This is a genomic window from Streptomyces sediminimaris (assembly GCF_047049295.1).
In the GTDB taxonomy this organism is placed as follows: Bacteria; Actinomycetota; Actinomycetes; order Streptomycetales; family Streptomycetaceae; genus Streptomyces; species Streptomyces sediminimaris.
Window position 1 is genome coordinate 5383962 of the sequence record NZ_JBJWOT010000001.1, and the last position, 12787, is coordinate 5396748.

The window sequence follows — 12787 nt, forward strand, 5'->3', positions numbered from 1 at the left end:
CTAGAAGAACGTGCGGACGTAGTCGACGACCGTGCCGTCCGCCTCGGCCAGCGGGATCAGCTGCCACTTGTCGAACGACGTGCACGGGTGCGACAGGCCCATCCCCACCCAGTCTCCGACCTCCAGCTCCGCCTCGTCATCCGTGCGCAGCCAGGTGTGCTGGTCGGACAGGCCGGTCACCGTGATGCCGGCCGCCGGGCGCTCGGCGCCGCCCGCGCGCACGACCTGGGCGAAGGGGAGGTCCAGGTCGTGCGCCGCGTCCCGCTTGCCCGCGTTGGCGAACGCCTGCCCCGCCGAGGGCCGGGAGACCACCTGCGCCCACAGCCGGAACGCCGGCTCCAGGGCGCCCTCCTCGGGAACCCGGTTGAACGGCGTCACCTCGCGGTAGTGGCCGTCGTCGTGCGAGACGTAGGCGCCCGAGCGCAGCAACCTCAGTACGGGGGCGGACAGTTCCGGGATCCCGGCGAACACGTCGGCCACCGCGTCGAACCAGGCGCTGCCGCCCGCGCTGACGACGATCTCCTCCAGGCCCGCGAACCGCCCCGCCGCGTCGAAGCCCGCGGCGAGCGCGACCAGCCGCCGCAGCCACGCCCGCACCCGCTCCGGGTCGGCCCGCGGCACCTCGCCCTCGTAGCCCGCGACGCCCACGAGCCGGAGCGTGCGGGTGCCGGCCACCGCGTCCGCCACGGCCGTGCACTCCGCCTCCGTGCGGGCGCCGGTCCGCGCGCCCTCGCCGGCGCCCAGCTCCACGACGACGTCCAGCGGGCGCGAGGCGCCCCGCAGCGCCGCGTCCATCAGCTCCACGCCGCGCACGGAGTCGACGTAGCAGACGAAGCGGAAGCCGGGGTCGGCGTCGAGCTCGGCGGAGATCCACTTCAGGGCCGCGGCGTCCACGAGCTCGTTGGCCAGGAAGACCCGCTCGACGCCGAACCGCCGTGCCACGCGCACCTGGTGGGGGACGGCGAGGGTGATGCCCCAGGCGCCGCGCTCGATCTGCCGCCGGAACAGCTGCGGCGCCATCGAGGTCTTGCCGTGCGGGGCGAAGGCGAGACCGTGGCGGGCCGCGTAGGTCTCCATGAGCGCGAGGTTGTGCTCCAGGCGCTCCGCCGACAGGGCGAGGACGGGCGTGGCGAAGCCGCCGGTGAAGAGGTTGCGGCGCTGGGCGGCCAGTTCGCCGACGGTCAGCCCGTCCGCGTCCGGCGGGAGGCCCTTGAAACGGTGGTTGACGCGTTCCTCGGCGAGGCGGGCGAGGGCATCCGTACCCATGGAACCTCCCTGATCAGCAGCATTGCAGGTGATGCAACGCTCATTGCGTATATCGCTCAGCGCTGTCTAACATCTCGGCCAACGTGCGGTCAACGGAAGCCGCCCGCCCGCACACCGAGGAGCCCGACGACCGTGACCGCGACCGGACCTTGCGACACCCCTGACGCGGGCGGCACCGTCGACGTCGTCACGCTCGGCGAGTCCATGGTCACGTTCCTGCCCACCACACCCGGGCGCCTCGCCGACGTTCCCTCCTTCGACCGCGCCATCGGCGGCGCGGAGTCCAACGTGGCCTGCACGCTGGCCGCCGCGGGCCACTCCGCGCGCTGGGTGAGCCGGGTCGGCGCCGACGGGTTCGGCGACCACCTGGTCGAGGCGATCGGCTCCTACGGCGTCGACGTGGGCGCCGTGCACCGCGATCCCCGGCGCCCGACCGGCGTCTACTTCCGCACCGCCGGGGACCGCGCGACCGACGCGCACGAGGTGGCGTACTACCGCGCCGGGTCGGCCGCCTCCGCCATGTCCGTCGCCAACACGGATCTCCAGGCGGTGCGGGCGGGCCGGGTGCTGCACCTCTCCGGGATCACGGCGGCGCTGTCCGGCGACTGCCTGGAACTGATGCGCGAGCTGACCGCGCCCCGGCCCGGACGGCCGCTGGTGTCGTTCGACGTGAACCACCGGCCGGGGCTGTGGCGCGGCGGCGCCGAGGCCCGGGTGCTGCTGGAGCTGGCGCGGGGGGCCGACATCGTGTTCGTGGGGGCGGACGAGGCGCACCAGGCGTGGGGCCTGCACGGCGCCCGGGCCATCCGGGAAGAGCTCTCCGAGCCCGCCACCGTGGTCGTCAAGCAGGGGCGCGGCGGAGCCGTCGCGTTCGACAGGAACACCGAGAACCTCATGGACGCCACCGCAGCGGCGACCGTCGTCCGCGCCCTCGACGTGGAGGTGGTGGCGACGATCGGCGCGGGCGACGCCTTCGCCGCCGGCTTCCTCTCCGCCACCCTGCGCGGGCTGCCCGTCCGCGACCGGCTGCGGCACGGGCACCTCATGGCCGCCGCCGCGCTCACCGTCCCCGGCGACCTCGCCGTGCCCCCGGACCGCGCCCGTGCGGACCGTCTCGCCGCCCTCGACGACGCCGCCTGGGAGACACTTCGACTCGGCCCCGGCTGGACGAAGGCCGTCGACCGGGGCGACGAGGAGGGACGTACGTCATGAGTCAGACCGTCGACCGCGCGCTCAGCATCCTGCCGCTGCTCGCCGAGGGGCCCGCCGACCTCGGCCAGGTCGCCGACCGGCTCGGAGTGCACAAGTCCACCGCGCTGCGCCTGCTGCGGACGCTGCACGAGCACGGGCTCGTCTACCGCCAGTCCGACCAGCGCTACCGCCTCGGCGCCCGCCTCATCGCGCTCGCCCAGGAGGCCATGGAGAACCTCGACATCCGCGAGATCGCCCACCCCCACCTCGTCCGCCTCAACGAGCAGTGCGGGCACACCGTCCACCTCGCGGTGTACGAGGAGTCCGAGGTCCTCTACATCGACAAGGTGGAGAGCCGCTACCCGGTCCGGATGTACTCACGGATCGGCAAACCGGTGGCGATCACCGTCGCGGCCGTGGCGAAGCTGCTGCTCGCCGACCTCCCCGAGAGCGAGCGCCGCATGCTCGCGGAGAAGCTCGACTACCCCCTGTACACGGCCCGGTCCACCCCCGACGCCGCCGCTTTCCTGCGGGAGTTGGAGAAGGTGCGCGAGCAGGGCTGGGCCACCGACCTCGGCGGCCACGAGGAGTCCATCAACTGCGTCGGCGCGCCCATCCGCGGCGCCGACGGCCGGGTCGTCGCCGCGATGTCGGTCTCCGCGCCGAACGTCGTCGTCACCGCCGACGAACTCCTCGCCCTGCTGCCCCTGGTGCGCCGCACGGCGGACGCGATCAGCGGGGAGTACTCCGGCAGGACGCCCGTGAAGGACACCGTATGAACGGCAGGACGTACAGGAAGGGCACAGCATGACCGAGAAGACCGCGCTCACCCCCAGGACGCACACCACCCCGCCCGCGAAGTTCTCCCACGGCGTCAGGAAGGGCAACATCCTGCAGGTCGCCGGCCAGGTCGGCTTCCTGCCCGCCGAGGAGGGCAGGGCCCCCACGCCCGCCGGCCCCACCCTGCGTGAGCAGACCCTCCAGACCCTCGCCAACGTCAAGGCGATCCTGGAGGAGGGCGGCGCGGGCTGGGACGACGTGATGATGATCCGCGTCTACCTCACGGACGTGGACCACTTCGCCGAGATGAACTCCCTCTACGACACCTACTTCGAGGAGCAGGGCCTCACCCGGCCGCCCGCCGCGCGCACGACGGTCTACGTCGGTCTGCCCGCCGGGCTCCTCATCGAGATCGACGCGCTGGCCGTACTGGACTGACGCCGGCTCGCACCCCGCACCCCGTACGTCCGCACGGTGCGGCGCCCCTCACCCCGGAGCGCCGCGCCGCGATCCCCCCTGCCCGGCTGCGCCCTCCGGGAGACACCCCGGACCTCCAGCCCCCCGGACCCATGCCCTTACCCAGAGGACCCCCTAATGTCCCTTTCGCTCGCCGCGGACACCCCGGTCGCGCCACCCCACACCGGCGGTCTGCTTCTCCTGATCGACGGCACGGCCGGCCTGCTCACGGTCGCCGCCCTCGGTATCGCGCTCCTGCTCTTCCTGATCATCAAGGTCAGACTCCAGCCCTTCGTCGCCCTGCTCGCCGTCTCCATAGCCGTCGGCCTGATGGCCGGGCTGTCGGTCACCGAACTCTTCGGCACGGTCCAGCGGTCGGACGCCGTCTCGACCATCGAGTCCGGCATGGGCGGCATCCTCGGCCATGTCGCGATCATCATCGGCCTGGGCACCATGCTCGGCGCCATCCTCGAAGTCAGCGGCGGCGCCGAGGTGCTGGCCTCCCGGCTGCTGCACCTCTTCGGCGAACGGCGGGCACCGCTGGCCATGGGCCTCACCGGCCTGATCTTCGGCATCCCCGTCTTCTTCGACGTCGGCATCTTCGTGCTCGCCCCGATCGTCTACGCCGCCGCCAAACGCTCCGGCAAGTCGATCCTGCTGTACTGCCTGCCGCTGCTCGCGGGCCTGTCGATGACCCACGCGTTCCTGCCCCCGCACCCGGGGCCGGTGGCCGCCGCCGGACTGCTCCACGTGCAGCTCGGCTGGATCATCCTGATGGGCGTCGTCTGCGGCATCCCCGCGGTGCTGGCCGCCTGGGTGTTCTCCGCGTGGGTCGGCCGCCGCATCTTCGTGCCCGTGCCGCAGGACATGGTCGAGGCCGCCGAGGAGGCCAGGCTGGCGGTCGTCGACGAGCAGCGGGAACAGGGCCTGCGGCCGCGCGAGCAGCCCGTGTCGCTGGGCGTCGTCCTCGGCATCATCGGCACGCCGCTGATCCTGATCCTCGCGGCCACCTTCTCCTCCATCGCCCTCGACCCCTCCACGGGCCGCTCGGCGATCGAGTTCTTCGGCCACCCGTTCGTGGCCCTGACGATCGCCCTGCTCCTCGCCTACTACCTGCTGGGCATCCGCCGCGGCTGGTCCCGCAACTCCCTGGAGACCGTCTCCACCGCGTCCCTCAAGCCGGTCGGCAACATCCTGCTGGTGGTCGGCGCGGGCGGAGTCTTCGGCGCGGTCCTCAAGGCGAGCGGCGTCGCCCAGGCCCTCTCGGACACCTTCCACGGCGTGGGTCTGCCGGTGCTGGTCCTCTCCTACCTGATCTCGGTGGTCCTCCGGGTCGCCCAGGGCTCGGCCACGGTCGCCATCGTCACCACGGCCGGGATCGTCGCCCCCCTCCTCGCCGGGGGCCACCACTCCCAGGCGTTCGTCGCCCTGGTCATCATGGCCATCTCCGCGGGTTCCATCTTCGCCTCGCACGTCAACGACGGCGGCTTCTGGATGGTCGCGAAGTACTTCGGCATCAGCGAACGGGACACCCTGAAGACGTGGACGGTGCTGGAGTCGGTGCTGTCGGTGGCGGGGTTCGTGGTGGCCGCGGTGGTCAGCCTGTTCGTCTAGGCACGTCCGCCCGGACGGACGTGTAGGCGTCTGATAACGAAACCGGGGCCGGCTGTGTCAGGCACAGGATCTTCGACCATACTGCCCGCTGTGGAGCAGCGCATAGGATCGAGCAGCCAGCCCCTGAAGGGGGAGCCCGTGACGGGTGCCGGGTTCGACCCGGCCTTCATCCCCGGGCTCACCCCACCCGTCTCCGAGGAGCCGGAGGAGGCCGAGGCGGACGGCGCCGGGGCCGAGGGCGTGGCCGGCGACGCGGATCCCGCGTCCGGTGAGTCCACGGACGGGGCGCGGCAGTCTGCCGAGGACGGGACCGGGGACGAGGAGGCGGCCGGGAGCGGCGACGAGGCCCCCGAGGGCCCCGTCTTCGAGGCCGCCGACCGCCGCGCGAGGATCGTCGCCGACCACCGGGGCGTACGACTGGCCCTGGACGACCAGGAGTGCGAGTTCCACTGGGACGAGATCGGGGCCGTGGAGACCGAGTCCCCGCGCTTCGGCAAGAGGTTCACCATCACCGTCCACACTCCCGACAGCCGCTGGTACCCGATCGAGATCGAGGCGACGGCCCGGGCCCGCTTCAGCGAGTGGGAGTCCGAGCTGGACGCGGTCCTCGACGCCTACTTCGAGGACGGCGCCGAGGAGGACTCCGCGGACGAGGATGCGCAGACCCCGGACGCCGAGAACCTCGAGGCCGCCGACGCCGAAGGCACCGACGCCGAGAACCTCAGGGCCGCGGACGCCGACTGACCCTCCGCCGCCCACTCGCCGGGGTACCTCTCCCACCGCCCCGTCCCGTCCCTGCCGGGTCCCGACGCCCTCACTGGACATTCGGCCGCGCAGTGTAGCCACGGCCGCAACTCCGCAGGCGCCTCCGGCATTTATGCACCCGTGGGTGTGACCGGTGCGTGCATATATGCCGTGAACCCAGCAGAGTGATGGTCCGCGCAGGAGGACCCGGGGCGTCCGGATCCTCGCCCCACTCCAGAGGACTGGCTGATCATGGGCGGATCAGCGCCACGTCGGGACGGTCGTCCGCCGGTCGGGACGACCGGTTCCGTCGACCGGTGCGGCGAACGGACCGAAGGCCGCGAACTGCTCGCCAGGGCGCGCCCGGTGACGCCGACCGGACCCGGCGGCGTCGGCAGGACACGCCTCGCCGCACGGACCGCGGCCCGCGTCGGGCGAGCGTTCCCGGCCGGCGTGCACTTCGTCCGCCCGGCCGCCCTGGGTGCCCCCGGACTCGTCGCCGAGGGGTTCGCCGACCAGCAGATCGCCGACCGGCAGATCGCCGACCGGCAGATCGCCGACCGGCAGATCGCCGACCGGCAGATCGCCGACCGGCAGATCGCCGACCGGCAGATCGCCGACCGGCAGATCGCCGACCGCCTCGTCATCGCCCGGTGCACCGCCGAAGGCCATGCGGAGCGCATCCTCGGCACGTTCGGATCCAGCAACCGCAGCCAGATCGCCGCCTGGGTCGCCGCCCGGCGCCGAGCCGGGCCCGGCCTCCCCTCGCGCACACCATCCGTCCACCCACTGAGAGGAGAACCATGACCACCACCCCTCACGGCCTGTTCGACCACCGCATGGCCGTGTACGGCGCGGACGACGCGTTCGTGGCCGCCGCCGTGCCGTTCCTGCGCGAAGGACTGGGCGCGGCCGGCGCGGCCCGCCCGGTCGCCGTCGCCGCCCCCGACAAGCTCGGGCTGCTGCGGGACGTCCTGGACGGCGACGCGAAGGACGTCGTCCTCATCCCGCACACCGAGTGGTACACGGGCTCCGCCGCCAACGCCGTGGCGCGCGGCGCGAGCTATCTCGCGGCGCAGGCCGGCCCCGGCGGCCGTGTCCACCTCCTCATGGAGCCCGTGTGGAACGGCCGCGCCGGACGCTCCGCGCGCGAGACCACCGAGTGGATCCGCTACGAGGCCCTCGCCAACCTCCTCTTCGCGCCGATGGCCACGACGGCCCTGTGCGCCTACGACACCCGGGTCGCCGGCGCGGCCGTCGTCGCGGCGGCCCGCCGCGCACATCCGGGCACCGGCGTCTACCAGGACCCGGTGCGGCTCGCCGCCGAACTGGACTCCGTACCGCTGCCGGTGCCTCCGGCCGACGCGGAGGTGTTCGCCTCGCCGACCGCGGCCGCCGTGGTCGGCCGGGCCCGCGCCCGTGGACTGCCGCCCGCGGACGCGGAGCTGTTCGCCGAGGCGGTCCGCGCCGCGGCCGCCGCCCTCGGCCCGGTCAGCCGCGTCCTGATGTGGGGCGAGGCGCCCGGCTGCGTCTGCGAACTGCGCACGGCGCGCCGGGTCGGCGACCCGCTGGCGGGCTTCGTCCCGCCCGCCTGCGCCGCGCTGGCACCCGACCAGGGGCTGTGGTTCACCCGTCAGGTGTGCGCCTACGTCGACGTCCGCGACGACGCCTCCGGGGCGACCGTACGGCTGCAGTACGGCTGACGGCCCGGCCGCGGACAGGCAGGGAAGCAGACAGCCCTCCCCGTGCCCGGCGCCCGCCGGGGAGGCGCGGGCAAGACGGTGTGGTTCGAGCCGGACACCTGCGGGTGCGCTCCGCCGTCCTGTTCCCACGGACCCGCCGGGGCGACCTGATCCCTACTGGAACCACTTCGGGCTGAGCGCGATCTTCCGCAGCTGCCCGATGGTCAGGACGGGGGTCTTGCGGGTCGCCGCGGTGTCCTGCGCGCCCGAGTTGAAGGCGCTGATGACGACACGCGTACCGTCGGTCCGCAGGGTGTCCACGGTCCACATCACGACGCCCGGGCCGCCCTTCTCGCCGGGGCCCTGGTGCACGGCGACCCGCGTCCCGTCGGGCAGGGTCTCGGCGCCGGACCCGAAGAGGTCGCCCGCGACGTCCCCCATGCCGCTCTGCACGTTGACCTGGACGAGGCTCCGGCCCCTGCCGTCGTCGGCGACGACATAGCCGAACCCGCTGTCGGCGCCGCTGCTCTCGGAGAAGGTGAGGCCCTTCGGCAGCAGGGACTTCAGGGTGGGCGCGACGGGCACGGCGGCGAGGGTCGCGCTCGGCCGCGCGGTCGGCCGCGTGCTCGGCCCGCCCTCGTCCACGGGCATCGCGTCGATGGCGTCGCGCCAGGCCGCGGCGGCGGCCAACCGCGTCAACCGGGCGGGTGAGAGGGGAGGTTCGCCGCGGGTGACGGGCGAGTCCTTCTCGGCGGCGGCGTTCCACTCGCTGACGCTGACGTGATGTCCCTTCGGGGAGACCAGCTCGGCGCTCCACCACTTGGTGTCCACCCGGCGGTCCGGGTACTCGTACCCCTGGAGCACCATGACGACGGAGCCGTCCGGGAGCCTGCTCGTGGTGCAGGCGTCGTAGTGGACGTAGGCCTTCCCGGGGCACTCGGTGACCTGCCGGGCCTGGTCGCTGCCCGGCTCCACGCGCCCGAGGCCGACCCCCACGGCCGCCGCGCCCTTGCCGTCGTCGTAGACGACGTGCACCGACGGCCCCCCCTTCTCGTCCGTGCCCCTGGCCTCCGCGCCGCTGACCTTGCCGGCGGGCAGCAGCTTCTCGAGCGTACGGATCAGCGTGTCGCCGGAGACGGGGTCCGGGGTGGAGCGGTGCCGGCCGGCGGCGGCCACGGAGGCGCCGTCCGCCCGGGAGCCGTCCGGCCGGGAGCCGCCGCCGGGCAGGAGCAGCGCCCCGCCCACGCCGACGAGCGCGAGCCCCGCGGCGCCGCCGGCGACGGCGGCCCGGCGCCGCAGCAGCAGTCGCCGCCGCCCGCGCACCGCACCGGCGGTGACGAGCGCGGCCCGATCCGTCTCGAACGCGGCGGCGGCGTGCCGCATTCCGGCGGAGAGCTGCTCCTCGAAGGGATCGCTGTGCTGTTCCAAGGGCATGACGGATCACCGTATTCGCGAGGGAAGAGGAACCGGAGGAACGTAGGAGGAAGAAACCGGACGAAATCGGCGCTCAGGGCCGGGCGTACTCGCTGAGATCCTCACCGAGCAGCTCCCGCAACCGCCCCAGCGCACGAACGCACCGCGTCCGCACGGCGGCGGAGCTGACGTTCATGACCTGCGCGGTCTCCTCGATGGAGCGGTCCTCCCAGTACCGCAGGACGACGACCGCACGGTCCTTGGCGGGAAGCCCGGCCAGGGCCTCCAGCAGGGTCAGCCGCAGCGGTGTGTCCCGCCCCGCGCCGTCGTCGGGCCGGTCGGGCAGCACGTCCGTGGCCCGCTCGGTGCTGCTGCGCCGCTGATGAGTGAGGAACACCCGCATGAGAACGGTCTGCGCGTACCCCGCCGGGTTTTCCGCCCGCGTCACCCGCCGCCAGCTGACGTACAGCCGCCCGAGGGTCTCCTGCACGAGGTCCTCGGCCAGATGGGTGTCCCCGGCGGTCAGCAGGCAGGCGGACCGGTACAGATGCCCGGCACGCGCAGCGGCGAACTCCGCGTACTCGTCGGCCCGCACCTGTCTCATGTCTCCCCCTGCCCGGCTTGCCCACCCGCTCTCACTTCTCTGACGCGGTGGGACCGGAGAAATGTTTCACACGATCACGGTGACCGGCCGACGCGAGCGCCCCTGCCCCGGTGGGAGCGGGCAGGGGCGGCGCGGGGCGGCCCGTTCGGTCAGGCCGGTCAGGTCACGGCAGCGCGTGCACGTGGGCACCCACCGTGTTCGACCAGGAGCCCCCCGCCGAGGCGTCCCAGTTGGTGGACCAGGTCATCGCGCCCCGCAGGCCGGGGTAGGTCCTGGAGGGCTTGAAGGAGCCGCAGTTCGTGCCCTGGGTCAGGCAGTCCAGCGCGTCGTCGACGACCGTGGGGGAGACGTATCCGCTGCCCGCCGCCCGGGTGGAGGCCGGCAGGCCCAGGCCCACCTGGGAGGGGGAGAGGCCGCCCTCGAGCTGGATGCAGGCCAGCGCGGTGAGGAAGTCGACGGAGCCCTGGCTGTAGACCTTGCCGTCGCAGCCCAGCATCGAGCCGCTGTTGTAGTACTGCATGTTGACGACCGTGAGGATGTCCTTCACGTTCAGCGCGGTCTGGAAGTAGGAGTTCGACGTCGACTGCATGTCTATCGTCTGCGGTGCCATCGTGAGCACCAGGGACGGGCCGGCCTTCGCGGCCAGCGCGTGCAGCGCCTGCGACATGTACGTCGCGTTGAGGCCGTTCTCCAGGTCGATGTCCACGCCGTCGAAGCCGTAGGTCTGCATCAGCGTGTACACGGAGTCGGCGAAGTTCGCCGCCGACGCCGAGTCGCTCACCGAGATCGTGCCGTTCTGGCCGCCCACGGACACGATGACCTTCTTGCCCGCGGCCTGCTTGGCCCTGATGTCCGCCTTGAACTGGTCGACGGTGTAGCCGCCGAGCCCCGCGGAGTCCAGGTTGAAGGTCACGGCGCCCGGCGTCGTCGTGGCGTCCGCGAAGGCCACCGCGATGATGTCGTACCGGGAGGAGACGTCCGAGAGCTTCTGGACCGTCGCTCCGTTGTCGAAGTTCTGCCAGTAGCCGGTCACCGCGTGCTTGGGCAGGGAGGTGTTCCCGCCGCCCCCGCCGGACGCGGTCGTCGCCGTCACCGCGCCCGACTTCGGCGACTCGCCCGCCGAGTTCGTGGCGGTGACCCGGAAGGAGTAGGAGGTGGCGGCGGCCAGCCCGGTCACCGTCGCCGACGTTCCCGTCACCGCGGTTGCCTTCGTGCCGTCGCGGTAGACGTTGTAGCCGGTGGCGCCCGGGACGGCGGACCAGGACAGGGACGCCGAGGAGGAGGTGGTGGACGAGACCGACAGGCCCGACGGCGCCGCGGGCACCGTCGGCACCGGATCGCCGCCGCCGCCCCCGTCCGGGCCGTAGACCGAGATGTCGTCCGCGTAGTAGGGGGCCTGGCCGTACCAGCCGTGCGTGTACACCGTCACCGAGGTGGTCGAGGAGCCGGTGGTGAAGGTCGTCGAGAGCTGCTTCCAGCTCGACGAGTCGGGGGTCCACGTCGAGACGTCCGTGGTGCCGGTGCCGGTCACGCCCAGGTACGCGTACCCGCCCCGCACCCAGGCGCTCAGCGTGTACGTCGAGTCGGGCCGCACCGCGACCGACTGGGTGCAGGTGGCGTTGTCCTGCCCGGCCGGCGTCGCCTTCAGCGCGGCCGTGCCGCTGTGCACCGGGGAGGAGACGGTCGTGCCGCTGTTCGCGCTGCACGTCCAGTTGCCGAGGCCGGACTCGAAGCCGGCGTTCCTGGCGTTGTTGACGTCCGCCGCGGACGCCTGGCCCGCGCCCGCGAAGGTGAGGGCGAGGGCGACGGTGGCCACTGAGGCCCAGAGCCGTGCCGATCTTCTGTGTGGGGACATGACAACAAGTTGGTCCAGACCAATTCGGCTGTCAAGAGGTCCAGACCAACTTCCCGGATGCCGGCACCTCACCCCTCCGGCCCGTCCGGAGGCCGGCCTGCCGGCCGTGACCGAGGCTCCGGGCCGGGGTCCGGAGCCGGTACGGGACCGGCAAGATGCTCAACCTGCCCCGTTTTGGCGTGTCTTGTACATGCACAGTTGCCGACCAGCTACAGAAACGCTGTTCTCCGGTCACAGAGGCGTGGATACAGTGCTGAGGTAGTCACGCAGTGAAGTCATCTCGGTGTACCGGAGTAACCCCGGTGGATCGACGGCGTAACACGGGGAGCTGCGCGTGCCAACTGCCATTGCCGTGACCGGTGCCGACATGGCGCTGCCACCGCAGGACGAGCGGACCCTGCCCGCTGTCGTCCTGGAAGACCTGGACAAACAGCCGCTCGAGCAGGCGCTGGCCGCGGTGCAGAGCCTGATCGACCAGTACGGGCATCTGATCGTGGTGTGCTCGCAGGCGGTCTCCCGCGGGGTCGACAGACGGCTGCACACCATCCGCTCCCTGCTCGAGAGCGACCGTATCGCCCTGTTCCGGCCCGATCTGCCCCCACTCGGACTGGCCGTCCTGGCCCGCCAGTTGAGGCAGCTCGCCTCCTGCGACCTCAGTCCGGGCGTCCTTGCCTCCGCCGGACGCCTGCTCACCCACTACATCCACTCCGGCGCGCTGCTCGGCTCCGTCGCCCGGCTCGACCGCGTCCCCGTGGGCCTGAGGTCACACGCCAAGTCGTGGGTGCCCGGCAGCCAGTTCGGCGTCCTCGCACACCCCGAGCCGCAACTGGTGAGGATCGCTCCCGGCGCCGAGCTCACCGGCCCGGAGTTCGGCACCTGGATGCTGGTGGCCAAGGGGCAGCTGCAATCGGACTGGGTCACCGCAACCCTCGCGCAGTCCTGGAGCGTCCAGGGACTGAGGGAAGCGCCGCTGCCGGCCGAGTCGCCGGTCTGGTGGGGTACGGGCAAGCTGATCGAGTTCGCCGCCTATCTCCCGGACCTGTCCGTGCTGTACCAGCTGGTCACGTCGGTACGGCAGGGCGTCTGCCACTGGTGCGGCATCGACGTCATCGGCGACCGCTGCGTCTTCTGTTCCGCCACACCACCGCTCCCGGAGAACCAGATCTCCGCCGGGTGAGTCCC

Annotated in this window: 12 protein-coding genes; 8 read left to right on the forward strand and 4 right to left on the reverse strand. The window is 72.6% G+C overall.

The window, feature by feature from the left end; translation table 11 throughout:
- Complete coding sequence (locus ACJ9NR_RS25125) at positions 1–1266, reverse strand: amino acid deaminase (protein WP_412493183.1); 1266 nt, start codon at positions 1264–1266, stop codon at positions 1–3.
- Between the two features lie 132 nt (positions 1267–1398).
- Here ACJ9NR_RS25125 and ACJ9NR_RS25130 point away from each other — a divergent pair, with 132 nt between their 5' ends.
- The 7 genes from ACJ9NR_RS25130 (at position 1399) to ACJ9NR_RS25160 (ending at position 7754) form a co-directional block, all read left to right on the forward strand.
- Entirely contained in the window at positions 1399–2478 is a 1080-nt protein-coding gene (locus ACJ9NR_RS25130) for a sugar kinase (protein WP_412493184.1), read from the forward strand.
- The gene (locus ACJ9NR_RS25135) at positions 2475–3236 is read left to right on the forward strand and encodes an IclR family transcriptional regulator (RefSeq protein ID WP_412493185.1); all 762 of its coding nucleotides are present in this window, start codon (positions 2475–2477) and stop codon (positions 3234–3236) included. Before ACJ9NR_RS25130 ends, ACJ9NR_RS25135 begins: the two co-directional genes overlap by 4 nt.
- 28 nt (positions 3237–3264) lie before the next feature.
- A complete protein-coding gene (locus ACJ9NR_RS25140) occupies positions 3265–3675 on the forward strand; it encodes a RidA family protein (RefSeq protein ID WP_412493186.1) in 411 nt (136 codons plus the stop codon).
- 156 nt (positions 3676–3831) lie between these two features.
- On the forward strand, positions 3832–5307 hold the full coding sequence (locus tag ACJ9NR_RS25145) for a GntP family permease (RefSeq protein WP_412493187.1): 1476 nt from the start codon (positions 3832–3834) through the stop codon (positions 5305–5307).
- Positions 5308–5397: 90 nt separating this feature from the next.
- Entirely contained in the window at positions 5398–6051 is a 654-nt protein-coding gene (locus tag ACJ9NR_RS25150) for a hypothetical protein (RefSeq protein WP_412493188.1), read from the forward strand.
- A 366-nt stretch (positions 6052–6417) separates the two neighbouring features.
- On the forward strand, positions 6418–6858 hold the full coding sequence (locus ACJ9NR_RS25155) for a hypothetical protein (RefSeq protein ID WP_412493189.1): 441 nt from the start codon (positions 6418–6420) through the stop codon (positions 6856–6858).
- The gene (locus ACJ9NR_RS25160) at positions 6855–7754 is read left to right on the forward strand and encodes an anti-sigma factor RsbA family regulatory protein (RefSeq protein WP_412493190.1); all 900 of its coding nucleotides are present in this window, start codon (positions 6855–6857) and stop codon (positions 7752–7754) included. The genes ACJ9NR_RS25155 and ACJ9NR_RS25160 overlap by 4 nt, the downstream gene beginning before the upstream one ends.
- A 153-nt stretch (positions 7755–7907) precedes the next feature.
- Here ACJ9NR_RS25160 and ACJ9NR_RS25165 read toward each other — a convergent pair whose 3' ends face one another.
- The 3 genes from ACJ9NR_RS25165 to ACJ9NR_RS25175 form a co-directional block, all read right to left on the reverse strand.
- Entirely contained in the window at positions 7908–9167 is a 1260-nt protein-coding gene (locus tag ACJ9NR_RS25165) for a hypothetical protein (protein ID WP_412493191.1), read from the reverse strand.
- 73 nt (positions 9168–9240) lie between these two features.
- Positions 9241–9750 (reverse strand): SigE family RNA polymerase sigma factor, encoded by a 510-nt coding sequence (locus tag ACJ9NR_RS25170; RefSeq protein WP_412493192.1) that lies wholly within the window; start codon positions 9748–9750, stop codon positions 9241–9243.
- A gap of 163 nt (positions 9751–9913) precedes the next feature.
- On the reverse strand, positions 9914–11605 hold the full coding sequence (locus tag ACJ9NR_RS25175) for a chitinase (protein WP_412493193.1): 1692 nt from the start codon (positions 11603–11605) through the stop codon (positions 9914–9916).
- 367 nt (positions 11606–11972) lie between these two features.
- Between ACJ9NR_RS25175 and ACJ9NR_RS25180 the strand changes: the two genes are divergently transcribed.
- Positions 11973–12782 carry a hypothetical protein gene (locus tag ACJ9NR_RS25180; RefSeq protein ID WP_412493517.1) on the forward strand — a complete coding sequence of 270 codons (810 nt, stop codon included), beginning with the start codon at positions 11973–11975 and terminating at the stop codon, positions 12780–12782.
- Positions 12783–12787 lie beyond the last annotated feature (5 nt).